This is a genomic window from Streptomyces sp. NPDC002619 (assembly GCF_042889305.1).
Taxonomy (GTDB): Bacteria; Actinomycetota; Actinomycetes; order Streptomycetales; family Streptomycetaceae; genus Streptomyces.
Map to the genome: position 1 here is coordinate 225,432 of NZ_JBIAQV010000008.1, position 21,759 is coordinate 247,190.

Consider the following 21,759-nt stretch of genomic DNA (forward strand, 5'->3'; position numbering starts at 1 on the left):
AGTACGGCCGAACACGCGGAGCTGATCATGACGGGTTGGCGGGTCAGGGACTACACCCAGGACGATCTCGAAGCTGTCATCCGCGTCGATGCGGAGAGCAGCACGACCGAGGAGCCGCCGCTCTTCCCGCTCTCGGACGCCGTGACGGCCCTCCAAGCCCGCCACCCGGCTGTGGTGGCCACGGCCGACGACGTGCTGATCGGCGCCGCCGAGGGCAGGGTGATCAGCCAGGCGAGGGCCATCCGGCCCGCGATCCCCCAGCGGACCTCCGACAGCCGCCGGCCCAGGCCCGCGCCGAGGATGCTGCCCGAGGCGACCTGGGTGGTGGACAGGGCGAAGCCGAGGTGCGCGGAGGTGAGGATGACGGCCGTGGAGGCCGTCTCCGCCGCGAAGCCCTGCGGGGACTGGATCTCGGTGAGTCCCTTGCCCATCGTGCGGATGATCCGCCAGCCGCCGAGGTAGGTACCGAGGCCGATCGCCAGGCTGGCCGACCCGATCACCCACACCGGCGGTCCTGCGTCGGGGCCCAGCGCCCCCGCCGAGATCAGGGTCAGCGTGATGACGCCCATGGTCTTCTGCGCGTCGTTCGTGCCGTGCGCCAGCGAGACCAGTGAGGCCGACGCGACCTGGCCGAGCCGGAAGCCCTTGGTGACGGACTCCTTGCGGCCCGCTCGGTGATCCGGTAGGCGAGGTACGTCGCGATCAGCGCCGCCACGCCCGCCACCACCGGCGAGGCCACGGCCGGGATCAGCACCTTCTCGGCAACCTTGTCGAAGTTCACGGCGCCGGACCCCGCACCGACCCAGACGGCCCCGATCAGACCGCCGAACAAGGCGTGCGACGAGCTGGACGGCAGTCCCGCCAGCCAGGTCACGAGGTTCCACAGGATCGCCCCGACCAGGCTCGCGAAGATCATCCCAGGCGTGACGAGCGAGTCGTTCACGATGCCTCCGGAGATCGTCTTGGCGACCTCGGTGGACAGGAAGGCGCCGACGACGTTGAGGACACCGCTGATCAGGACCGCCACTCGCGGTTTCAGCGCGCCGGTCGCGATGGACGTCGCCATCGCGTTCGCCGTGTCATGGAATCCGTTGGTGAAGTCGAAGGCCAGAGCCGTGACGACGACGACCGCCACGAGGAACGTGATGTGATCCATCTCACCAGGTAAGCAGGCCTGGACCAATGCGGCGCGGATGACAGGCGACTGACTCTCCAGGAACACAGGCGGGCCTCATGGAGACACCCACGTGCCATGCTGGTGCGGTGACCATCGAGGACCTGGTCCGGCTGCGCCGGGCGCGCGACCGCATGGACCGCGAGTACGCCGAGCCGCTCGACATGGCCCTCCTCGCGCGCACCGCCCTGATGTCCCCGGGCCACTTCCAGCGCAGTTTCCGCAAGGCCTTCGGCGAGACGCCGTACAGCTACCTCATGACCCGGCGCATCGAACGCGCCAAGGTCCTGCTGCGCCGCGGCGACCTCTCCGTGACGGAGGTCTGTCTCGCCGTCGGCTGCACCTCGCTCGGCTCGTTCAGCTCGCGCTTCACCGAGCTGGTCGGCGAGACGCCGAGTGCGTACCGGGCCCGGTCGCACGAGGAGAGCGCGGCGATCCCGTCCTGCGTGTCCCGCACGTTAACGCGCCCACGACGCCACCGCTACTGACCCGGACCGCCGCCCTGGTTGTCCCGAACGCGACGGGTCCGTGTGACGGGCGGGCGCGAGCGGGGCCGGCGTCCTAGCGTGAGCACATGGACCTGAAATTCAAGACGTGCTTCATCGCCGTGGACGACCACGACAAGGCGCTCGCCTTCTACCGTGACGTACTCGGTCTGGAAGTGCGCAACGACGTGGGCTTCGAGGGAATGCGCTGGGTGACGGTCGGCTCGCCGCTCCAGCCGGACGTGGAGATCGTGCTGGAGCCGCCGGGCATGAACCCGGACGCCTCTCCCGCCGACCGGCAGGCCATGGCCGAGCTGCTCGCCAAGGGGATGCTGCGCGGGGTCATCTTCTCCACCGCGGACTGCGACGCCCTCTACGCACGAGTCCAGGAGTCCGGCGCGGATGTGATCCAGGAGCCGATGGACCAGCCGTACGGGGTGCGCGACTGCGCGTTCCGCGACCCGGCCGGGAACCTGCTGCGGTTCATGGAGCGGGCCGAGGACTGAAATTCGCGGCGGGACGGGGCCCTGCCGTGCCTACGATCACGGCATGAGCATCCGCTGGACCTACGCCTTCGCCGACCGGCCCGCCGGCCTGCTCGACGACGCCCGCACGTTCTGGACCGCCGTCACCGGCACCCGGCTCTCCGAACTCCGTGGCGAACACGGCGAGTTCGTGACCCTGGTGCCGGACGGCGCCGACGCCTGCGTGAAGGTGCAGGGCGTCGACTCCGGTGCGGGCGGGGCCCATCTCGACCTCTGCGTCGAGGACGTGGACGCGTTCGTGAAGGCGGCCCGGGAACTGCGTGCGGAGCCGGTCGCCGAACACGAGGGGTGGGCCGTACTGCGGTCACCCGGCGGGCTGTTGTTCTGTGCCGTGCCATGGCACGGGGAGTCCGTACGGCCGCCGGTCGTGGCCGGCAGCCGGCTGGACCAGGTGTGCCTCGACATCCCGCCGTCCGCGTACGACACCGAGATCGCCTTCTGGGCGGCGTTGACCGGCTGGGACCTGCTGACGGGCTCGCTCCCGGAGTTTCGGGTGCTCAGACCGCCGACCGGGCTCCCGGTCCGGGTGCTGCTGCAGCGGCTGGGCGAGGAGCGGCCCGCCTCCGCCCACCTCGACCTCGCCTGCACGGACATCGAGGCGACCCGCGCCCGGCACGAGACCCTCGGCGCCACCCTCGTGTCCCGCGGCCCCCACTGGCTGGTAATGCACGACCCGACGGGCGGCACCTACTGCCTGACCGGCCGCGACCCGGAGACGGGCAGCCTGCCGCGGTCTACGGCCAACGGCACGTAGGGCCTGTCCGGCGATCACCGATGCGTCGAGTACGCGCAGAGGACCAGCATCGGCAGCTCGCCCGGTGGCCTGGACGGCTGCGGGCACTCGCCGTGTCCCTCCCGCCCGAGTTGCTGCTGCGGCGGTGGCGGCGAGTCGTCGCCCGCGTCCTGCCAGACGTACGGCCCGGACGGCTCGGTCGAGTCCTGGAGCCACAGGGTCAGCCCTCCCCCGACGGCCACGGCCACCGCCCACCCCACGGCCAGCCCGTGCCACAGTCTGCGGCGTCGACGTCCCCCCTCCGCCGTCACCCCCAGGGCTCCACATCCACCACCGCTTCGACCGGGACGGGCCCGTACACGTGCGGGAACTCCTCGCCGTCCGGTTCCACCGCCTCGTACTTCACCGGCACCCGGAGCAGTCCCGGGTCCACGACCAGGACCACCAGTTCGTCCGGGCCGTCGTAGGAGCCGTACAAGAAGGCCGCCACGCGCGGGAGTTGGTCGCGGGTGGAGAAGTGGATGAAGCCCTGCTCCTGGAGGGTGCGGCCGCGCGTCGACATCTCGTAGGTGCCGCGCTCGCGGGCCGCGTCCCAGACGGCGCGTTCGGTGATGTGGACGATGTACGGGAGTTTGGTCATGCGGCAACGCTAAGTCCTGAGCCGGGCCGCCCGCGCCTGCAAATAGCGCTGCTCCGGCAGGCTCAGGGTCCTGGCGGCCGCGGACTCGTAGGCGGCCCGGGCGGTGTCGTACTCGCCCGCGCGTTCCAGGAGGTGGCCCCGGACCGCGTCCAGGCGGTGACCGGCCCCCAACTCGTCGGCCAGCGCGTCGAGTTCATCCAGTCCGGCGCGCGGACCGTGAACCATGGCGAACGCGACGGCCCGGTTGAGGCGTTCGACGGGACCGGGAACCAGCCGGACCAGGATGTCGTACAGGCCGAGGATCTCCCGCCAGTCGGTCGCCTCCGCGGACGGCGACTCGTCGTGCACGGCCGCGATGGCCGCGCGCAGCGCGTACGGCCCGGCAGGACCGCTCGACAGCGCCCGGGTGACCAGCGCGACGCCCTCCGCGACCGCCGTCGCGTCCCAGCGGTCGCGGTCCTGTTCGTCGAGGGGGATCAGTTCGCCGTGCGGGCCGCTGCGCGCCCCGCGGCGGGCGTCGGTGAGCAGCATCAGCGCGAGGAGGCCCGTCACCTCGCCGTCGTCCGGGAGGAGACGGTGGACCGCACGGGTCAGCCGGATCGCCTCACCGGCCAGGTCCCGGCGCATCAGGCTCGCGCCGGACGTCGCCGTGTATCCCTCGTTGAAGATCAGGTACAGGGTGTGCAGGACCGCGGGCAGACGCTCGGCCCAGTTGTCGGGCCGCCCGAAGCTCACGCCGCGCACCTTCTGCTTGGCCCGGCTGATGCGCTGGGCCATGGTCGGCTCCGGGACCAGACAGGCGCGGGCGATCTCCGCCGTGGTGAGGCCGCCGACCGCGCGCAGGGTGAGCGCGATCTGCGCGGGCGGGGTCAGGTCGGGGTGGCAGCACAGGAACAGCAGGGAGAGCGTGTCGTCCTCGCGGGGAGCCCGGTCCTCTACGGTTACGCGTGCGGACAGCGCCGCCGCCCGCTGCTCACGCTCACGCCGGGCCTCGTCGGCGCGCAGGGCGTCGGTGAGCCGTCTCGCCGCGACCTTGATCAGCCAGCCGCGAGGATTGCCGGGCACCCCGTCGGACGGCCACTGCCGCGCCGCCGCAAGCAGTGCCTCCTGTACGGCGTCCTCGGCGGCGTCGAAGTGGCCGTACCGTCTCACCAGCGCGCCGAGGACCTGCGGCGCGTGGCGTCGCAGCAGATCCTCGGTCTCGGTCGGCACCGACATGGGCGGGCTCGCGCGCTCAGATGTCCCCGGCACCGTCCATGATCGGCCGGATCACCACGGGGTACTCGGTCAGTCCCTCGGGACCGGGGCAGCGGCTGACGCGCTCGGCGATCTCCGTGACCCGCTCGAGGCTCTCGCACTCCAGGATCCAGAAGCCGGCCATCAGCTCCTTGGTCTCGCTGTACGGACCGTCGGTGACCACCGTGTTCCCGTCCTTGTCCCGGGCGACCAGCCGGGTCCGTGCGGGCTCGGCCAGCCCCTGGCCGTCGAGGAACTCGCCGGTCTCGGCGAGGTCGTCGTTGATCGCGCCCATGTAGGCGTACATGGCCTGGAGTTCCTGCTCGGTCCAGGCGGGGGCGTGCGGGGTCTCCTTGCCGCGCATGGCCTCGTAGTCCGCCTGCGTGCCCTGCACCATCACGAGATACTTCATCGGTCCGCTCCTTCGGCTCTCGCCGCCCCTCGGTGGGCGGCTTTCACAGGGGACGTCGGAGCCGGGCCGGGATTCTCGACACGGCCTCAGGATTTTTTCGCGGCGGATTCGTGAGCGGTGGATTCCGGCGTGGCGGATTCTTGTGCGGGCCGTTCCGGTGCGGGTCGTTCCCGTGCGACGGCGTACGCGTGCTCGGCGCTCTCCTCGCACTCGGGGTTGTGGCACGGGCCAGGACCCCACACCGGGACCCAGGCACCCAACGTCTTGTGCCGCTTGACGATGGTTTCGACGGGCTGTCCGCAAGTGGGACAGACGTGTTCCTCGCTGTCCATGTCCTCAGGGTAGGGCGGACGAGTACTCAGCGCTTCCTGCTGTACGTCGAACAGAGGACCGTGCCCCGCACACCGTGGGAATGCGCGGGACCCGGCCGGCTGGAGCCCCGGGGGCCGTGCTGGGTCAGGAGCCGCACGGCCCCGGAGGCTCCGGGGTTCGGAGTGGACGGCACGGGCCGGTTGCCACCGGTCTCAGCTGCTGCGCCGGGTCACCAACTCGGCGAGCGCCGGCAGGCCGGCCGCCGACTCCGGGTCGGGGACCGCACGGGACAGCTCGTCCATGGCCGGGCCCATCCGGTCGGCCGCCCGGGCCTGCGCCCAGTCCCGGCCGCCCTCGCGCTCGACGGCCGGCGCCGTGCGGTCCAGGTCCTTCTCGTCGTACGGCGATCCGTACAGTTCGGCGAGTTCGGCCGCCGCCGGGGTGCCGGAGGTGAGGGCCGCCACGACCCGCAGCGACTTCTTGCGGGCGGCGAGGTCCGCATCGGCCGTCTTGCCGGTGTGCTTCGGGTCGCCCCATATGCCGATGACGTCGTCGATCAGCTGGAAGGCGAGCCCGGCCTGGCGGCCCAACCCGTCCAGCGCCGCGACCTCCTCCCTGGTGGGCTTTCGTCGCTCGCGTGTCTCCAGCGACCCGGTGGGGCGCGGTGTCCCGGTGCGACGCTGTTTCGTCTCGTCATGAACTCGGCCATGGGAACCCCTCGCGGAGTCCGCGGACGGTGGCGTTTTCGCCCCGACTGGACGCGCATCCCGAGGGTGTACCCGCCCCGGCGCGCGGACACGGCTCCGGAGTGCGGGAACGTCACCTCCAGCGGCCGATCTCGACGTTCTCCAGGACACCGAGCGCGTCCGGCACCAGCACCGCGGCCGAGTAGTACGCGGTCACGAGGTAGTTGATGACGGCCTGTTCGTTGATGCCCATGAAGCGGACGGACAGGCTCGGCTCGATCTCGTCCGGGATCCCGGACTGCCTCAGCCCGACGACGCCCTGGTCCTCCTCTCCGATACGCATGGCGATGATCGAGGTCGTGCGCTCCGCGCTGACCGGGATCTTGTTGCACGGGTAGATCGGCACCCCGCGCCAGGTGGGAATGCGGTTGCCGCCGATGTCCACGGTCTCCGGCACGAGCCCCCGCTTGTTCAGCTCGCGGCCGAACGCGGAGATCGCGCGCGGGTGGGCGAGGAACAGCTTGGTGCCGCGCCGGCGGCTGAGCAGTTCGTCCATGTCGTCGGGGCTCGGCACGCCGTCGTGCGGCTGGAGCCGCTGGTCGTACTCGCAGTTGTGCAGCAGCCCGAACTCCCGGTTGTTGACCAGTTCGTGCTCCTGGCGCTCCTTCAACGCCTCGACGGTGAGCCGGAGCTGCTGCTCGGTCTGGTTCATCGGCTGGTTGTAGAGGTCGGCCACGCGTGTGTGGATGCGCAGCACGGTCTGGGCGATGCTCAGCTCGTACTCGCGCGGCCGTGCCTCGTAGTCGACGAAGGTGTGCGGGATGTCCGGCTCGCCGCTGTGGCCTGCCGCCAGGTCCACCTCCTTCTCTCCGTACTTGTTGGTGCGCTGCTGCGGGATGGCCCGCAGCAGCCGCAGATGGTCGCGCAGCGAGTCCGCCCGCTCCGCGACCTGCTCGAAGTCCTGGCGGGACAGGACCAGTACGGTGCACGCCGTGTCCGCGCGGGCCGTGTACTCCCAGATGGCGTCGGGGTCGAGCAGCGCCTGTTCGCCCAGGTACGCGCCGTCGGCGAGCACGCCCAGGACCGCGTCGTCGCCGTACGGGCCCGTGCCGATCTTCTCGATCCTGCCGTGCGCGAGCAGGTACACCTCGTCGGTCCGGCTGCCGAACGAGGCGATCACCTCGCCCGGGCCGAACTCGCGCTGCCGGCACCGCCGGGCCAGCTCCGAGAGCACCTCCCCGTCCTCGAACGACCGCAGCGCGGGCAGCTCCCCCAGCTCGGCGGGGATGACCTCGACCCGGTCGCCCGTCTTGACGAAGGTGATGCGGCCGTCGCCGACCGCATAGGTGAGTCGCCGGTTCACCCGGTACGTGCCACCCTGCACGTTCACCCAGGGCAGCGTCCGCAGCAGCCAGCGGGAGCTGATCTCCTGCATCTGCGGCGCGGACTTGGTGGTGGTGGCCAGGTTCCGCGCGGCCGCCGTGTTCAGAGACTGCTGCGGCTTGCCCTGATCCGTGCGGACCTCTTCGCCTACCGACATAGAGAATTGCCCTCCCAGTCATGCAGTGGCGCCGAACTGCGCCGCGCATCGTTCGCATGACCAGCCTCCATCACGGATCGTGCCCGTGCCATTACCCGAAAGAGCGGGAATGGATCATTGACTGACTGGGCACTCGGCGCGTTTCGTCCGACGCGGCCCGACCCGTCCCCCCGGCGGCACCGGGCCACAATGAAGCGGTGACCAGCACCGGCCTCCTCGCTCCCCGGCTCCCGTCTCCCCTGCGGGAAGTCGCCGACGACCGCTTCGCCCGGCACGGTGTCCGTCTGCTGCTCAAGCGGGACGATCTGATCCACCCGGAGCTGATCGGCAACAAGTGGCGCAAGCTGGTGCCGAATCTGACGGCGGCGGGCGGGCGTACGGTCGTCACGTTCGGCGGGGCCTACTCCAATCATCTGCGGGCCACCGCCGCCGCGGGCCGGCTGCTGGGGCTGCCCACGGTCGGCGTTGTCCGCGGCCAGGAGCTGGCCGACCGCCCGCTCAACCCCTCCCTGACCCGGTGTGCGGCCGACGGCATGCGGCTGCACTTCGTCGACAGGTCGACGTATCGGCGCAAGAGCGAGCCGGAGACGCTGGCGGGCATTCTGCGCGCGGCCGGCGCCGAGGAGGCGTATGTCGTCCCGGAGGGCGGTAGCAACAGCGCGGCGGTGCGCGGCTGCCGGGCCCTCGGCGAGGAGCTGCGCGGCCGTGCCGACGTGGTCGCGGTCGCCTGCGGCACCGGCGGCACGCTCGCCGGTCTCGCCGCCGGGCTGGCCCCCGACCAGCGCGCCCTGGGTGTTCCGGTCCTCAGGGGCGGCTTCCTGACCGGTGACACACAGGCACTCCAGGAGCGCGCCTTCGGCGGCCGGCGCGGCAACTGGTCCCTCGCCGACCGCTTCCACTTCGGCGGCTACGCCCGCACCACACCGGAACTCGACGCCTTCGCCGAGAACTTCGAGACCCGCCACGGCCTGCCCGTCGAACGTCTCTATGTCGCCAAGTTGCTGTACGGACTCGTCACCCTGACGGACGAGGGCGCCTTCCCGCGCGGAACGACCGTCGCCGCGGTCGTGACGGGCCGCCCGTTCCCCGAGCCCTAGGCCGCCTCCCGGTAGGCCGCCGCCTCCTCCAGGTCCAGGCGGCGCAGCAGGGTGCGGAGCATCTCGTCGTCGATGTAGCGGTGGTCGCGCAGCCGTACGAACACCTCGCGCTCTGCGCTGATCATCTCCCGTGCCAGCCGGCGGTAGGTGTCGTCGACCGTCTCGCCGGTCACCGGGTTCACCGCGCCGAGCCGCTCCCAGACCGAGTTGCGGCGACGCTCCAGGACGGCGCGGAGGCGGTTGGCGAGCGGCGGGGGCAGGTCGTTGCGGTCGTCCGAGAGAAGCGCCTCTAGGCGGGCCTCCGCCGCTCGGGAGGCCTGTGCCTGGGCGTTGGCCTCGGCGAGGGTCTCGGCCTGGATGTCGCGCCCGGGGAACTTCAGAAGGCGGATCAGCGGCGGCAGCGTCAGGCCCTGGACGACCAGCGTCCCGATGACCGTGGTGAACGTCAGGAAGAGGATCAGGTTGCGGTGCGGAAAGGAGTGGCCACCGTGAATCGTGACCGGGATCGAGAAGGCGATGGCCAGCGACACGACACCGCGCATGCCGGCCCACGACGTCACCATCGCGCCACGCCAGGTGGGATTCGTCTCCCGTTCCCTGATCCGGGCCGACAGCAGCCGGGGCAGGAAGGTCGCCGGGTACACCCACACGAACCGGGCCGCGACCACCACGAGGAACACGGCCACCGCGTACCAGGTGGCGTCGAGGCCCGAGTATTCGCCCAGCCCCCTGAGCACGACCGGCAGCTGCAGTCCGATGAGCGCGAAGACCGCCGACTCCAGGATGAAGGCGACCATCTTCCACACCGCCTCCTCCTGGAGCCGGGTGGCGAAGTCGACCTCCCACGCGCGGTGGCCGAGGTACAGGGCGACCACCACGACCGCGAGGACACCGGAGGCGTGCAGCTGCTCGGCGACGCCGTACGCGACGAACGGGATGAGCAGGGACAGCGTGTTCTGGAGGAGGGGTTCCTTGAGGTGCGTGCGCAGCCAGTGGAGGGGGGCCATCAGCACGAGGCCGACCCCGACGCCGCCGACCGCCGCGAGCAGGAACTCGCCGACCCCGCCGGCCCAGGTGGCGCCCTCGCCGACGGCCGCGGCCAGGGCCACCTTGTAGGCGGTGATCGCGGTGGCGTCGTTGAGCAGGGACTCGCCCTGGAGGATGGTCGTGATCCGCGAGGGCAGCCCGACCCGCCGCGCGACGGCCGTCGCCGCGACCGCGTCCGGCGGTGCCACCACCGCGCCCAGCACCAGCGCGGCCGTCAGCGGCATCCCCGGGACGAGCTGATAGACGGCCCAGCCGACGACGAAGGTCGCGAACAGCACGTACCCCACCGACAGGAGGGCCACCGGCCGCAGCTGCGCGCGCAGGTCCAGGTAAGAGCTGTCGGTGGCCGAGGTGTACAGCAGCGGGGGCAGCAACAGCGGCAGTACGACCTCGGGGTCGAGGGTGTAGTCCGGGACCCCGGGAACGTACGAAACGGCCAGTCCGGCCGCGACCAGCAGCAGCGGCGCCGGCACCGGAGTGCGCCGCGCGGCCGCGGCGACCCCCGTACTGCATGCCACCAGCAACAGCAGTGGCAACACGTCCATGTCCTCGCCCGCCCTCGTTTTTCCGCGCGGCCACCCGCTCGGCCGTCGTAATCTGGCAATCATGAAACAGTGCACGCATGCCGACGCGCTGCCGCACCCCGAACCCGACCCGCAGAACGAGACGTGCCCGGAGTGTCTCGCACAGGGCACGCACCCGGTGCAACTGCGGATCTGTCTGTCCTGTGGACATGTCGCGTGCTGCGACTCGTCGCCGGGAAGGCACGCGACGAAGCACCACACGGAGTCCGGTCACCCGGTGATGCGGACCTTCGAGCACGGCGAGAACTGGCGCTGGTGCTTCGTCGACCACGTACTCGTGTGACACTGCATGACAACAGCCCGTCCCGACGGTTCGAGCGTCTGACGTCTGGGTACGTCAAACCGGCGCGCGCTCTTCCCAATTGGGCCCGCAGACCTCTAGACACGGAGCGTATCCGCAGGTTTACTGTGAGTGACGCCAGGGGGTCGGGGTCCCGGGGACAGGAAAGTTCAGAGCGCGATAGCGTCACCGCTGAACCAGGTATCGCGTTACCCCGGGGGGCGACCCTCGGCCCCGAGAAGCTTGTACCACCATGGAGGTGAGGGTGTCCCAGATCGCAGGCGAGCCCGCGACCCAGGACTTCGTGGAAGTCCGGCTGCCGGCTGCGGGTGCCTACCTGTCGGTGCTGCGGACGGCCACGGCCGGACTCGCGGCCCGCTTGGACTTCACCCTGGACGAGATCGAGGACCTGCGCATCGCCGTGGACGAGGCCTGCGCGATCCTCCTTCAACAGGCCGTGCCCGGCTCGGTGCTCAGTTGTGTCTTCCGGCTCGTCGACGACTCGCTCGAGGTCACGGTCTCCGCCCCGACCACGGACGGCCACGCCCCCTCGCGGGACACCTTCGCCTGGACCGTGCTGTCGGCCCTGGCGGGCAAGGTCTCCTCCGCCGTCGACGAGGACAAGACCGTGTCGATCAGCCTCTACAAACAGCGCGGCGCGGGACCCGGGCCGGCGTGAGGAACGGGGACGGGCCGGTGCGGGACGAAGAGCGCGGCACGCGGGAGCTGCCGTCCGGGGGCGCGGACTCCCCGGACGGTTCCCGACGCATGGCGGACGGCATCGACGGCATCCCCGAACAGGCCAGACCGCATCCGGAGGGTGACTCCACCGGGGCGGATCGGGACGGTGCCGTGCAGAGCGCGTCTCCGGAAGGACGGAACGGGGCCCTGGCCCCGAGCCGAGCGGAGGCGAGAGCTCGTGGAAGGGCGACGGGCGGGACGATGAGCGAGCACGAGCGATACTCCGAGGGCGACGCGCAGGGCGCACAGGCCACCCAGCACGATCCTCAGGACCGGAGCGGGGCGCGCGCGCTGTTCGTCGAACTGCGCAAGCTGAAGGAGGGCAGCCCCGAGTACGCGGAGCTGCGCAACCAGCTGGTCCGTATGCATCTGCCGCTCGTCGAGCACCTCGCGCGCCGGTTCCGCAACCGCGGTGAGCCGCTGGACGACCTCACCCAGGTCGCCACCATCGGCCTGATCAAGTCCGTCGACCGGTTCGACCCGGACCGCGGCGTCGAGTTCTCGACGTACGCGACCCCGACGGTCGTCGGCGAGATCAAGCGGCACTTCCGCGACAAGGGCTGGGCCGTCCGCGTCCCGCGGCGCCTCCAGGAGCTGCGCCTGGCGCTCACGACGGCCACGGCAGAGCTCTCCCAGCAGCACGGCCGCTCCCCCACGGTCCACGAGCTGGCCGAGAAGCTGGCCATCTCGGAGGAGGAGGTCCTGGAGGGCCTGGAGTCGGCGAACGCCTACTCGACTCTCTCCCTGGACGTCCCCGACACCGACGACGAGTCCCCGGCGGTCGCCGACACGCTCGGCGCGGAGGACGAGGCCCTGGAGGGTGTCGAGTACCGCGAGTCCCTCAAGCCGCTCCTCGAGGACCTGCCGCCGCGGGAGAAGCGCATCCTGCTGCTCCGCTTCTTCGGCAATATGACGCAGTCGCAGATCGCGCAGGAGGTCGGCATCTCCCAGATGCACGTCTCCCGGCTGCTGGCGCGGACGCTGGCCCAGCTGCGCGAGAAGCTGCTGGTGGAGGAGTAGCGGAGGCAGCCCTGCGGCTACCGGCCCTTGGGCTCCTCCGTACGACCGGGCCCCCGGATGCCGAGGGCCTCGGTCGTCGCGGGGTTGATCAGCAGGACCAGCGAGGCCACGGCGACCAGCGCAAGGGCGATGCCCGCCGGGATGGCGGCGCTGTCGGCCTGGAGCAGGCTGTAGGCCACCGGAAGGGCCATGATCTGGGTGATCACGGCCGGGCCGCGGCTCCAGCTGCGACGCAGCAGCAGCCCGCGCGCGGCGACCAGCGGCAGCAGTGCGAGCACGATCACGGTGACGCCCAGGGTGAGGGCCTGCTGCCGGTCGTCCGGGGCGCCGGTGAGTCCGAGGACGAGCGTCCAGGCGCCGCCGGCCAGCAGCGCGAAGCCCTCCAGGGCGGCCAGCGCCGCCGCGTACGTCAGACGGCGCGGGCGGGGGGCACCGGCTTCCGCGGTGTCCGGGGTGGGGTTCGGCTCGCTGCTCACCCCAGCAGGGTAGCCGTCGCCGAAACACCCCGAGTGTTCAGGCTCACGCCCTCTTCTCTTACCGGATCCCTACCTCGGTCTGGGCCCGGTACCCCCCGGTAGGTACGCTGCAATCCATGCGTGCACTTCTCGTGGTCAACCCGGCGGCAACCACCACAAGCGCACGCAGACGTGACGTGCTGATCCATGCGCTCGCGAGCGAGGTGAAGCTCGAGGTGGTCACCACCGAGTACCGCGGGCACGCGCACGACCTGGGCCGGCAGGCGGCGGAGAGCGACGACATCGACCTGGTCGTATCCCTGGGCGGCGACGGCACGGTCAACGAGCTCGTCAACGGACTGCTGCACGACGGACCCGATCCGGCGCGCCTGCCCGGTCTCGCCGTGGTCCCGGGCGGCTCCACCAATGTCTTCGCCCGTGCCCTGGGTCTGCCCAACGACCCCGTCGAGGCCACGGGCGCCCTGCTGGACGCCCTGCGCGAGAAGCGGGAGCGCGTCGTCGGCCTCGGTCTGACCTCGGGCACGCCCGGCACCGAGGACGAGGCCGTACCGTCCCGCTGGTTCACCTTCAACGCGGGGCTCGGCTTCGACGCGGGTGTGGTCGGGCGGGTCGAGCAGCAGCGCGAGCTCGGCAAGAAGTCGACGCACGCGCTGTACGTACGCCAGGTGGTACGCCAGTTCCTCGGCGAGCAGCACCGCCGGCGCGGGACGATCACGCTGGAACACCCCGGCGGGGACCCGATCACCGATCTGGTCGTCGCCATAGTCTCGAACACGTCCCCGTGGACGTATCTCGGCAATCGCCCCATGTACACGTCGCCTAAGGCCTCGTTCGACAAGGGCATCGACGTACTCGGTCTCAGCCGTCTGTCCACGGCCGCGGTTGCCCGATATGGTACCCAGTTGCTCACTTCGTCCCCCGAGCGCGGACCCCATGGCAAGTACGCCGTGTCCCTGCACGACCAGGACCGGTTCACCTTGCATTCGAAGGTGCCGCTGCCCCTTCAGATGGACGGCGACCACCTAGGACTGCGTACGAGCGTGACGTTCACAGGCGTACGCCGTGCACTGCGTGTGATTGTGTGAGTGGAAGGGCCCAAAGTCCTTTCACTCGAACGTTTAGACCAGGGTCCACCCCATGGAAGTACGGCTGTGACCTAGTCGACACCGAGGAATCAAAAAAAACTTTTCTGAAAGGGTTGTATCCGCCGCTGAGGTTTGCGAGTCTCTACGTGGCGATCGGGACGGCCCGCAACACCGGCCTCCGCTGATCACCAGAACCCCTCTTCGCATCACAGGACCACGCCAGTGAATCTGGCTGTCGGCCCTTCACTTGTTGAGGGATTCGTGAAAGCGTTCACATTCACAAGCAACCCGCATGTAATACCAAGGAGAGGTAGCAGCCATGGACTGGCGTCACAACGCCGTTTGCCGCGAGGAAGACCCCGAGCTCTTCTTCCCCATCGGCAACACCGGTCCTGCGCTGCTGCAGATCGAGGAAGCCAAGGCCGTCTGCCGTCGCTGCCCGGTTATCGAGCAGTGCCTGCAGTGGGCGCTCGAGTCCGGTCAGGACTCCGGCGTCTGGGGTGGCCTCAGCGAGGACGAGCGCCGCGCCATGAAGCGCCGCGCCGCCCGCAACCGGGCCCGTCAGGCCTCCGCCTGACCCGACCACCCCGCTTGACAGCCTGAGCTTGGCGGCGCGTACATCGCGTACGCATCTCCCGCCCCCGAGCCGCAGCGCGCAGTACCCCCGATGCGCTTAGCAAACGAGCAGCAACGAGCTTAAGCCCCGGACCACCAAGTGGCCCGGGGCTCAATGCTGTTCAGGGCTGTTCGGGGCTGTTCGGGGCTTTGCGGATGAAGGGTCGCCGGGAGCGGCTACTTCTGCGGTCGCACCGGCACGTCCAGGATCACGCGGGTCCCCCGTTCGGGCGCCGGGACCATGTCGAACGTACCTCCCAACTCTCCCTCGACCAGGGTTCGTACGATCTGCAGACCGAGGTTGCCCGAGCGGTGCGGGTCGAAGCCCTCGGGCAGGCCGACGCCATTGTCCTGGACGGTGACGAGAAGACGGGCCTCCTTGGTCGTGCCGCCGCGGACCGCCGAGACCTCGACGGTGCCGGTGTCGCCCTCGCGGAAGCCGTGTTCGAGGGCGTTCTGCAGGACCTCGGTCAGGACCATCGACAGCGGGGTGGCCACCTCGGCGTCGAGGATCCCGAAGCGCCCGCTGCGCCGGCCGGTCACCTTGCCCGGCGAGATCTCGGCGACCATCGCGAGCACTCGGTCGGCGATCTCGTCGAACTCCACACGTTCGTCCAGGTTCTGGGAGAGCGTCTCGTGCACGATCGCGATCGAGCCGACCCGCCGTACGGCCTCCTCCAGCGCCTCCCGGCCGCGCTCGGACTCGATACGGCGGGCCTGGAGGCGCAGCAGCGCGGCGACCGTCTGGAGGTTGTTCTTCACCCGGTGGTGGATCTCCCGGATGGTCGCGTCCTTGGTGATCAACTCGCGTTCGCGGCGGCGCAGTTCGGTGACATCCCGCAGCAGCACCAATGAGCCGACGCGGGTGCCCTTGGGCTTGAGCGGGATCGCCCGGAACTGAATCACTCCGTCGTCCGACTCGATCTCGAACTCGCGCGGCGCCCAGCCGCTGGCGACCTTGGCCAGCGCCTCGTCCACCGGTCCGCGCGTCGGGGCGAGTTCGGCGGTGGTCTGCCCCAGATGGTGGCCGACCAGGTCGGAGGCGAGGCCGAGACGGTGGTACGCGGAGAGCGCGTTCGGTGAGGCGTACTGGACGATGCCGTCCGCGTCGACCCGGATCAGGCCGTCGCCGACGCGCGGCGAGGCGTCCATGTCGACCTGCTGGTCGAGGAAGGGGAAGGAGCCGGCCGCGATCATCTGCGCGAGGTCCGAGGCGCTCTGGAGGTACGTCAGTTCGAGGCGGCTCGGGGTGCGCACGGTCAGCAGGTTGGTGTTGCGGGCGATGACGCCGAGGACGCGGCTCGCGCGCCGTACCGGGATCGACTCGACCCGGACCGGGACCTCCTCGCGCCACTCCGGGTCGCCCTCGCGCACGATCCGGCCCTCGTCGAGCGCCGCGTCCAGCATGGGGCGGCGGCCACGCGGGACGAGGTGGCCGACCATGTCGTCGTGGTAGGAGGTCGGGCCGGTGTTGGGGCGCATCTGGGCGACCGAGACATACCGGGTGCCGTCGCGGGTGGGGACCCACAGGACCAGGTCGGCGAAGGAGAGGTCGGAGAGCAGCTGCCACTCCGAGACCAGCAGATGGAGCCACTCGAGATCGGAGTCGTCGAGGGCCGTGTGCTGGCGTACGAGTTCGTTCATGGAGGGCACGTCTGTGAGCGTACCTGGCGGTTTGTACGGCTCAGAAATGAACGGTGCCGCCGGGACCGGGTCCGGAAACACCCGCGGGCCGCGGCGCCTGGGAGGGACCCTCAACCCTCCCGGCACCGCAGCCCGGAGCAACAACGGCCGTGGGGGTGTGCGGTCCCGGTCGGCCGAAGGGTGAGGAGCCGGGGCAGTCAGGGCAGAGAGCACCGGATCCTCGGTCCGCCCTCCTGTGCGGGGAAGGCGGAAGTGTGCGGCTGTGTCGTACGGTCCTGCCGTACTCAGGCCTCCCGTCCATTGTGGACTAGACCACGTTTGTGTGTCCATGCATTGGAGGTTGTTCACAGTCGGCGCTTCGCAGCCTAGCCCGGCCGGGTCACGTACGGGGCCAGATGGCCATGGTGATTTCCGCGACCGCTTCCAGTTCCGCCCGGCTCGCGCCGTCGCGCGCCTGCTGCGACATGCCCTGGAAGACGGCGCCGACGTGGCGGGCGAGAGCGGCGGCGTCGGTGCCGGGCGGCAGTGCGCCACAGGCGACGTCGCCGGCGATCCGGCTCTCGATGGCGGCGATGTCGGCGTTCCGCCGCCGGCGCAGGGAGTTCTCGATCTCGGGGGTCGCGCAGTTGGTGGCGGCGTGGATCACCAGGCAGCCGTGGGGGCGGCCAGGGTCGGTGAACTCCGTCGCGGCCTCGCGCAGCAGCCGTTCGACCGCGGCGCGTGCGGTCGGCTCCTCCTTCAGGGCGCGCTGCGGGAAGGCGCCGTACGTCCCGTCGTAGACGCGCACGGCCTCCTCGAACAGGGAGCGCTTGTCGCCGAAGGCCGCGTACAGGCTCGGCGCGCCGATGCCCATGATCCGGGTGAGGTCGGAGACCGAGGTCGCCTCGTAGCCGTGCTCCCAGAAGGCGCGGACCGCTTTCTCGAGCGCCGTCTCGCGGTCGAAGGAGCGTGGGCGGCCCCTCCTGGCGGGGGACTCGGCCGGCGTCTTCGTGTCCTGACCGTCTTGACTGCGCACCATGGGGCGCATTTTACGGTTTTTCTGTAGCGACCGCTAGGTAATGCGAAGAGGAGCGGCGCCGACGCGGGCTGGGTGTTAGATTGGTCTAAACCACACAGACCTTTCCCAGACCTTCCAGCCCTCTCCAGAACGGCAGGCCCAGCGTGGAAGTTGTCATCGTTCCGGACGCCGCGGCGGGCGGCGAGCTGATCGCCGAGACCATGGCCCAGCTCCTGCGGCGCAAGCCCGACGCCGTGCTCGGTGTGGCCACCGGCTCGACCCCGCTGCCCATCTACCAGGCGCTGACGGCGAAGGTGCGCTCCGGCGCCGTGGACACCGCGCGGGCGCGGATCGCGCAGCTCGACGAATATGTGGGACTGCCCGCCGAGCACCCCGAGTCTTATCGCTCGGTGCTGCGCCGCGAGTTGCTCGAGCCGCTCGGGATCGGGATGGACGCGTTCATGGGGCCCGACGGTACGGCCGAGGACGTGCAGGCGGCGTGCGTGGCGTACGACCGGGCCCTGGCCGAGGCCGGCGGCGTGGACCTGCAGTTGCTCGGGATCGGGACCGACGGGCACATCGGGTTCAACGAGCCGTGCTCGTCGCTCGCCTCGCGCACGCGGATCAAGACGCTGACCGAGCAGACTCGGGTCGACAACGCGCGGTTCTTCGACGGCGACATCGAGCAGGTACCGCATCACGTGATCACGCAGGGCATCGGCACGATCCTGGAGGCCCGGCACCTGGTGCTGCTCGCGACCGGCGAGGGCAAGGCGGACGCGGTCGCGGCGACGGTCGAGGGACCGGTCGCCGCGGTGTGCCCCGCCTCGGCGCTGCAACTCCACCCGCACGCCACGGTGGTCGTCGACGAGCCCGCCGCGTCCAAGCTGAAGCTGGCGGACTACTTCCGCCACACGTACGCCAACAAGCCGGAGTGGCAGGGGATTTAGCGACACGGAGACACGACGACACGACGAAGGCGCCGGTGCCCTGCGGGGCGACCGGCGCCTTTGTCTGTGGTCACTTGCCTGCGATGATCTCCGCCGCCGCTGTGGCGCAGACTCTCGCCGCGCCGTGGGTGGCGATGTGGAGGGCACCCCGGGGCGGGGACTGGGGGACGCCCATCTCGATCACGATCGTCTCGGGACGGGCGGCCAGGACCGTGTCCAGGGCCGTTGCCATCCATGCGTGCCGGTGTTCGTCGCGGACCACGGCGACCACGCGCCGCTCCCCCGCGGCGGCGAGCGCCTCCTTCCCCGCCGCGTCCCCGGTGAAGCTCTCCGTCTCCGTGCCAGGCAGCGACCGCGCGAGCTCCGCCGCGACGCCCCACGGGGTCTCGTCACCGACGGCGATGTTCGCGACCGGGGTGAAGGCGGCGACGTACGGCGCCTCGGTCAGCGGCTCGAACGCCTCGCCGCCCGTCACCGTCAACGCCCGCCGGGCGGCGACGAGTCCGACGCCGTCCGCCGAGGACGCGGAACCACCGGCACCCGAGGCCGCAGCCGACGCCGTCCACCGCGCCAGGCTCCGTACCCGTTCCGCCGCGTCCGCCAGGCGTTCCTCCGGGAGGTCGCCCGAGCGTACGGCCGCGACGAGGGCGTCGCGCAGGCGGCGTACCGTTTCGTCGTCCGAGAGGCCGCCGCCCACGCAGATGGCGTCGGCGCCGGCCGCGATGGCGAGGACGCTGCCGCGTTCGATGCCGTACGTCGCGGCGATGGCCTGCATCTCGATGCCGTCGGTGACGATCAGGCCGTCGTAGCCGAGTTCGCCCCGGAGCAGATCCGTGAGGATGCGGCGCGACAGGGTCGCCGGGTGGTGCGGGTCCAGCGCCGGGACCATGATGTGCGCGCTCATCATGGCCTTCGTACCGGCGGCGATGGCCGCGTGGAACGGGACCAGTTCACGGGACTGGAGCACCGCAACGTCCGCGTCGATGTGGGGCATCGCGTGGTGGGAGTCGACGGCCGTGTCGCCGTGGCCCGGGAAGTGCTTCGTGCAGGCGGCCACTCCGGCCGCCTGGAGCCCCGTGACATAGGCCGCCGTGTGCCGGGCGACCAGGTCGGTGTCGGCACCGAAGGAGCGCACACCGATGACCGGGTTGGCGGGGTTGGAGTTCACGTCGGCCGACGGGGCCCAGTTGAGGTTCACCCCGCAGGCCGCGAGGCGGCGGCCGAGTTCGAAGGCCACCTCCCGGGTCAGCTCCACGTCGTCCACCGCGCCGAGCGCGTGGTTGCCGGGGAAGGACGAGCCCGTCCGCACCTCGAGGCGCGTGACGTCGCCGCCCTCCTCGTCGATCGCGACCAGGACGTCGTCCCGTTCCGCGCGCAACTGGGCGGTCAGGGCCGCGACCTGTTCGGCCGAGGCGATGTTGCGGCCGAACAGGCCCACGGACGCCAGGCCCTCGCCGAGCCGGCGCAGCAGCCAGTCGGGCGCGATGGTGCCGGGGAAGCCGGGCTGCAGGACCGTGAGGGCGTCCCGGGTCAGGGTGTCGGTACCGCTGGCGAATGTCGTCATCGGATGGCGTTATCCCTTCACGGCGCCAGCGGTCAGGCCCGCGGCCATCTTGCGCTGGACGAGGAGGAACAGCACGACGATCGGCACGGCCATCATGGTGGCTCCGGCCATCATGGGGGCGTACTCGGTGCCGTGCTTGGTGGTGAAGTTGCCGAGCCACACGGTCGCGGTCTGGTGCTCCTGGCTGAGCAGCATCAGGGCGTAGAGGTACTCGTTCCAGGCCTGGATGAAGCCGTAGACCGAGGTGGCGACCATGCCGGGGGCAAGGAGCGGGAAGACGACGCGGATGAAGGCGCCGGTGCGGGAGCAGCCGTCGACCATCGCGGCCTCCTCCAGCTCGCGCGGGATGTTGACGATGAAGCCGCGCAGCGTCCACACCGTGAAGGGCAGGATGAAGGTCAGGTACGTGATGATCAGGCCGGTGAGTTTGTCGTACTGCTTCAGGTCGTTGAGCAGCAGGAACACCGGGATGATCATGGCGACCAGCGGGACCATCTGCACCGCGAGGATGCCGACGATCACGATCTTGCGGCCGCGGAAGGCGAACCGGGAGATGGCGAGCGCGGCCAGCATGCCGACGACGACGCCGATCGCCACCACGGACAGCGAGACGATCAGACTGCGGCCGACCGGGCCCCAGAAGTCCGCGATGTCCAGCGCGCGGCTGAAGTTGGACAGGGTCACACCCGTGGGCAGCAGGCTGGGGTCCGGGTCGATGGCGTCCTTGGCCGGCTTGAACGCCGTGTTGAGCATCCAGTAGACGGGGAAGCCGGCGGTGACGAAGACGAGGAGGCCGAGGAGGTTCCAGCCGACCTTGGACTTGCGGGGCCGCGAGGTGCTCCTCGAGCCGCTCCCCGTCGTGGCGACGGCGTCCATGATGGTCATTCGACCTCTCCGATCTTCAGCATCTGGCGCATGTAGACGGCGACCACGCCCAGCAGCAGGACGACCGTGATCAGGGCGATCGCCGAGCCCTGCGCATAGTCGTTGACCACGAAGGCGCGGTCGTAGGAGTAGGTGGTCAGGAGCTGGAACTCGGCCTCGGGGTGCCCGTTGCGCATCACGAAGACCTGCGGGAAGACGCCCATGTCCCAGATGACCGAGAGAGTCGTGAGCATCACGATGATCGGCTTGAGGATGGGCAGGGTGACGTACCGGAAGACTCCCCAGGAGCCCGCGCCGTCGAGGCGGGCCGCCTCCTCCAACTCGGCCGGGACCTGGGTGAGTCCGGCGCTGAGGGTGATGACGACGAAGGGGACGGCTCCCCAGACCACCAGCAGCATGATCACGGCCAGGCCCTGCGGGCCGCTCGCGAACCAGTTGTGGCCGATCAGGTCGACGCCCGGCAGCTTGCTGAGCAGCGCGTTGAGGATGCCGTAGTCGGCGTCGAAGAGCCACTTGAAGACCGTGGTGGCGACGATGACGGGCATGCCCCAGCTGGCCACGAGCGCGATGTTGACGAGCGTCTTCACCCAGCCGGAGACCCGCTGCAGCAGCAGGGCGATCAGCATGCCGATGACCATGGTGAAGATCACCGATCCGGCGGCGAAGATCACCGTGCGCAGGACGACCTGCCAGAACTCGACGTCCCCCAGCACCTTGGCGAAGTTGTCGAAGCCCACCGACTCGGCGGGCTGGAAGCCCCACAGCTGGGACTGGCCGAACTTCTGGAACGACAAGGTGACCAGGCGGACCAGCGGATAGCCCATGACCAGGGCGAGGATCGCCAGACAGGGGGCGAGCAGCAGCCAGGGGGTGCCGGCCGTGCCCGACGTCCGCTTTCCGCGTGGCCGTTCGGGGACGTCCGGTGGCGGCGCGTGCCGCGGCGGCGGCACCTTGGCAGGGGTGGTGGTGTCTGCGGCACTCATCGCGCGCTCCTCAGCGGTCCCTCTGGTC

The 21,759-nt window shown here is 70.5% G+C and carries 23 protein-coding genes and 2 pseudogenes; 10 read left to right on the top strand and 15 right to left on the bottom strand.

What is annotated here, in order from left to right; translation table 11 throughout:
- Positions 1–50: 50 nt before the first annotated feature.
- Positions 51–1,156 (bottom strand): annotated as a pseudogene (locus tag ACFYXB_RS16625) (anion permease).
- 107 nt (positions 1,157–1,263) lie between these two features.
- On the opposite strand from ACFYXB_RS16625, the gene ACFYXB_RS16630 reads away from it, so the two are divergent.
- From ACFYXB_RS16630 to ACFYXB_RS16640, 3 genes are all read left to right on the top strand, one after another.
- Positions 1,264–1,662, top strand: a complete 399-nt coding sequence (locus ACFYXB_RS16630) for a helix-turn-helix domain-containing protein (protein WP_389582526.1) — start codon at positions 1,264–1,266, stop codon at positions 1,660–1,662.
- Positions 1,663–1,748: 86 nt separating this feature from the next.
- Positions 1,749–2,165: a VOC family protein gene (locus tag ACFYXB_RS16635; protein WP_389582529.1), complete on the top strand. Its 417-nt coding sequence runs from the start codon at positions 1,749–1,751 to the stop codon at positions 2,163–2,165.
- Between the two features lie 43 nt (positions 2,166–2,208).
- A complete protein-coding gene (locus tag ACFYXB_RS16640) occupies positions 2,209–2,958 on the top strand; it encodes a VOC family protein (RefSeq protein ID WP_389582533.1) in 750 nt (249 codons plus the stop codon).
- Positions 2,959–2,972: 14 nt separating this feature from the next.
- Here ACFYXB_RS16640 and ACFYXB_RS16645 read toward each other — a convergent pair whose 3' ends face one another.
- The 7 genes and pseudogenes from ACFYXB_RS16645 to ACFYXB_RS16675 all read right to left on the bottom strand — a co-directional run bounded on the left by ACFYXB_RS16645 (position 2,973) and on the right by ACFYXB_RS16675 (position 7,763).
- Entirely contained in the window at positions 2,973–3,248 is a 276-nt protein-coding gene (locus tag ACFYXB_RS16645; protein WP_389582536.1) for a hypothetical protein, read from the bottom strand.
- Positions 3,245–3,577 (bottom strand): DUF952 domain-containing protein, encoded by a 333-nt coding sequence (locus ACFYXB_RS16650; protein WP_389582539.1) that lies wholly within the window; start codon positions 3,575–3,577, stop codon positions 3,245–3,247. Before ACFYXB_RS16650 ends, ACFYXB_RS16645 begins: the two co-directional genes overlap by 4 nt.
- A 9-nt stretch (positions 3,578–3,586) precedes the next feature.
- The gene (locus ACFYXB_RS16655) at positions 3,587–4,795 is read right to left on the bottom strand and encodes an RNA polymerase sigma factor (protein WP_389582542.1); all 1,209 of its coding nucleotides are present in this window, start codon (positions 4,793–4,795) and stop codon (positions 3,587–3,589) included.
- A gap of 16 nt (positions 4,796–4,811) precedes the next feature.
- Positions 4,812–5,225 carry a YciI family protein gene (locus ACFYXB_RS16660; protein WP_389582544.1) on the bottom strand — a complete coding sequence of 138 codons (414 nt, stop codon included), beginning with the start codon at positions 5,223–5,225 and terminating at the stop codon, positions 4,812–4,814.
- Positions 5,226–5,311: 86 nt separating this feature from the next.
- Positions 5,312–5,557, bottom strand: coding sequence for a hypothetical protein (locus ACFYXB_RS16665; RefSeq protein ID WP_389582547.1), 246 nt, complete (start codon positions 5,555–5,557; stop codon positions 5,312–5,314).
- A gap of 192 nt (positions 5,558–5,749) precedes the next feature.
- Positions 5,750–6,151: pseudogene (locus tag ACFYXB_RS16670) on the bottom strand (polyprenyl synthetase family protein); the annotation flags it as partial.
- Positions 6,152–6,356: 205 nt separating this feature from the next.
- On the bottom strand, positions 6,357–7,763 hold the full coding sequence (locus ACFYXB_RS16675; protein ID WP_389582549.1) for a family 2B encapsulin nanocompartment shell protein: 1,407 nt from the start codon (positions 7,761–7,763) through the stop codon (positions 6,357–6,359).
- Positions 7,764–7,960: 197 nt separating this feature from the next.
- Between ACFYXB_RS16675 and ACFYXB_RS16680 the strand changes: the two genes are divergently transcribed.
- Positions 7,961–8,860: a 1-aminocyclopropane-1-carboxylate deaminase/D-cysteine desulfhydrase gene (locus ACFYXB_RS16680; protein ID WP_389582551.1), complete on the top strand. Its 900-nt coding sequence runs from the start codon at positions 7,961–7,963 to the stop codon at positions 8,858–8,860.
- Here ACFYXB_RS16680 and ACFYXB_RS16685 read toward each other — a convergent pair.
- Positions 8,857–10,452 carry a Na+/H+ antiporter gene (locus tag ACFYXB_RS16685; protein WP_389582554.1) on the bottom strand — a complete coding sequence of 532 codons (1,596 nt, stop codon included), beginning with the start codon at positions 10,450–10,452 and terminating at the stop codon, positions 8,857–8,859. The two genes, ACFYXB_RS16680 and ACFYXB_RS16685, sit on opposite strands and share 4 nt — an antisense overlap.
- A gap of 61 nt (positions 10,453–10,513) precedes the next feature.
- On the opposite strand from ACFYXB_RS16685, the gene ACFYXB_RS16690 reads away from it, so the two are divergent.
- The 3 genes from ACFYXB_RS16690 (at position 10,514) to ACFYXB_RS16700 (ending at position 12,532) form a co-directional block, all read left to right on the top strand.
- The gene (locus ACFYXB_RS16690) at positions 10,514–10,774 is read left to right on the top strand and encodes a UBP-type zinc finger domain-containing protein (RefSeq protein ID WP_389582557.1); all 261 of its coding nucleotides are present in this window, start codon (positions 10,514–10,516) and stop codon (positions 10,772–10,774) included.
- A gap of 262 nt (positions 10,775–11,036) precedes the next feature.
- Complete coding sequence (locus ACFYXB_RS16695) at positions 11,037–11,450, top strand: anti-sigma regulatory factor (RefSeq protein WP_004925829.1); 414 nt, start codon at positions 11,037–11,039, stop codon at positions 11,448–11,450.
- Positions 11,451–11,467: 17 nt separating this feature from the next.
- Positions 11,468–12,532 (top strand): RNA polymerase sigma factor SigF, encoded by a 1,065-nt coding sequence (locus ACFYXB_RS16700; protein ID WP_389582560.1) that lies wholly within the window; start codon positions 11,468–11,470, stop codon positions 12,530–12,532.
- Between the two features lie 17 nt (positions 12,533–12,549).
- Here ACFYXB_RS16700 and ACFYXB_RS16705 read toward each other — a convergent pair whose 3' ends face one another.
- The gene (locus tag ACFYXB_RS16705; protein ID WP_389582563.1) at positions 12,550–13,008 is read right to left on the bottom strand and encodes a hypothetical protein; all 459 of its coding nucleotides are present in this window, start codon (positions 13,006–13,008) and stop codon (positions 12,550–12,552) included.
- Between the two features lie 116 nt (positions 13,009–13,124).
- Between ACFYXB_RS16705 and ACFYXB_RS16710 the strand changes: the two genes are divergently transcribed.
- Both ACFYXB_RS16710 and ACFYXB_RS16715 read left to right on the top strand, forming a co-directional pair.
- Positions 13,125–14,093, top strand: a complete 969-nt coding sequence (locus ACFYXB_RS16710) for a diacylglycerol/lipid kinase family protein (RefSeq protein ID WP_389582564.1) — start codon at positions 13,125–13,127, stop codon at positions 14,091–14,093.
- Between the two features lie 319 nt (positions 14,094–14,412).
- Complete coding sequence (locus ACFYXB_RS16715; RefSeq protein ID WP_003992873.1) at positions 14,413–14,670, top strand: WhiB family transcriptional regulator; 258 nt, start codon at positions 14,413–14,415, stop codon at positions 14,668–14,670.
- Between the two features lie 215 nt (positions 14,671–14,885).
- Here the strand turns inward: ACFYXB_RS16715 and ACFYXB_RS16720 are convergent, their stop codons facing one another.
- Together ACFYXB_RS16720 and ACFYXB_RS16725 are read right to left on the bottom strand one after the other, a co-directional pair.
- Positions 14,886–16,352, bottom strand: a complete 1,467-nt coding sequence (locus ACFYXB_RS16720) for a PAS domain-containing sensor histidine kinase (protein WP_351344455.1) — start codon at positions 16,350–16,352, stop codon at positions 14,886–14,888.
- 379 nt (positions 16,353–16,731) lie between these two features.
- Positions 16,732–17,370: a TetR/AcrR family transcriptional regulator gene (locus tag ACFYXB_RS16725; RefSeq protein WP_389582567.1), complete on the bottom strand. Its 639-nt coding sequence runs from the start codon at positions 17,368–17,370 to the stop codon at positions 16,732–16,734.
- A 143-nt stretch (positions 17,371–17,513) separates the two neighbouring features.
- On the opposite strand from ACFYXB_RS16725, the gene nagB reads away from it, so the two are divergent.
- The gene (nagB, locus tag ACFYXB_RS16730) at positions 17,514–18,299 is read left to right on the top strand and encodes a glucosamine-6-phosphate deaminase (protein WP_389582570.1); all 786 of its coding nucleotides are present in this window, start codon (positions 17,514–17,516) and stop codon (positions 18,297–18,299) included.
- A gap of 70 nt (positions 18,300–18,369) precedes the next feature.
- On the opposite strand, the gene ACFYXB_RS16735 is transcribed toward nagB, so the two are convergent.
- From ACFYXB_RS16735 to ACFYXB_RS16745, 3 genes are read right to left on the bottom strand one after another with little or no spacing between them, the layout of a single operon-like run.
- The gene (locus ACFYXB_RS16735) at positions 18,370–19,863 is read right to left on the bottom strand and encodes a glycoside hydrolase family 3 protein (protein ID WP_389582573.1); all 1,494 of its coding nucleotides are present in this window, start codon (positions 19,861–19,863) and stop codon (positions 18,370–18,372) included.
- Positions 19,864–19,872: 9 nt separating this feature from the next.
- Positions 19,873–20,739: a carbohydrate ABC transporter permease gene (locus ACFYXB_RS16740; protein ID WP_389582624.1), complete on the bottom strand. Its 867-nt coding sequence runs from the start codon at positions 20,737–20,739 to the stop codon at positions 19,873–19,875.
- Between the two features lie 5 nt (positions 20,740–20,744).
- A complete protein-coding gene (locus ACFYXB_RS16745) occupies positions 20,745–21,731 on the bottom strand; it encodes a sugar ABC transporter permease (protein WP_351343685.1) in 987 nt (328 codons plus the stop codon).
- Between the last annotated feature and the right edge of the window lie 28 nt (positions 21,732–21,759).

Coding starts and splice junctions, on each gene's coding strand:
- ACFYXB_RS16635 (WP_389582529.1), top strand. CDS start 1,749: ATGGACCTGAAATTCAAGACGTGCTTCATCGCCGTGGACGACCACGAC.
- ACFYXB_RS16640 (WP_389582533.1), top strand. CDS start 2,209: ATGAGCATCCGCTGGACCTACGCCTTCGCCGACCGGCCCGCCGGCCTG.
- ACFYXB_RS16650 (WP_389582539.1), bottom strand. CDS start 3,577: ATGACCAAACTCCCGTACATCGTCCACATCACCGAACGCGCCGTCTGG.
- ACFYXB_RS16655 (WP_389582542.1), bottom strand. CDS start 4,795: ATGTCGGTGCCGACCGAGACCGAGGATCTGCTGCGACGCCACGCGCCG.
- ACFYXB_RS16660 (WP_389582544.1), bottom strand. CDS start 5,225: ATGAAGTATCTCGTGATGGTGCAGGGCACGCAGGCGGACTACGAGGCC.
- ACFYXB_RS16665 (WP_389582547.1), bottom strand. CDS start 5,557: ATGGACAGCGAGGAACACGTCTGTCCCACTTGCGGACAGCCCGTCGAA.
- ACFYXB_RS16675 (WP_389582549.1), bottom strand. CDS start 7,763: ATGTCGGTAGGCGAAGAGGTCCGCACGGATCAGGGCAAGCCGCAGCAG.
- ACFYXB_RS16685 (WP_389582554.1), bottom strand. CDS start 10,452: ATGGACGTGTTGCCACTGCTGTTGCTGGTGGCATGCAGTACGGGGGTC.
- ACFYXB_RS16690 (WP_389582557.1), top strand. CDS start 10,514: ATGAAACAGTGCACGCATGCCGACGCGCTGCCGCACCCCGAACCCGAC.
- ACFYXB_RS16710 (WP_389582564.1), top strand. CDS start 13,125: ATGCGTGCACTTCTCGTGGTCAACCCGGCGGCAACCACCACAAGCGCA.
- ACFYXB_RS16715 (WP_003992873.1), top strand. CDS start 14,413: ATGGACTGGCGTCACAACGCCGTTTGCCGCGAGGAAGACCCCGAGCTC.
- ACFYXB_RS16720 (WP_351344455.1), bottom strand. CDS start 16,352: ATGAACGAACTCGTACGCCAGCACACGGCCCTCGACGACTCCGATCTC.
- ACFYXB_RS16725 (WP_389582567.1), bottom strand. CDS start 17,370: ATGGTGCGCAGTCAAGACGGTCAGGACACGAAGACGCCGGCCGAGTCC.
- ACFYXB_RS16735 (WP_389582573.1), bottom strand. CDS start 19,863: ATGACGACATTCGCCAGCGGTACCGACACCCTGACCCGGGACGCCCTC.
- ACFYXB_RS16740 (WP_389582624.1), bottom strand. CDS start 20,739: ATGGACGCCGTCGCCACGACGGGGAGCGGCTCGAGGAGCACCTCGCGG.
- ACFYXB_RS16745 (WP_351343685.1), bottom strand. CDS start 21,731: ATGAGTGCCGCAGACACCACCACCCCTGCCAAGGTGCCGCCGCCGCGG.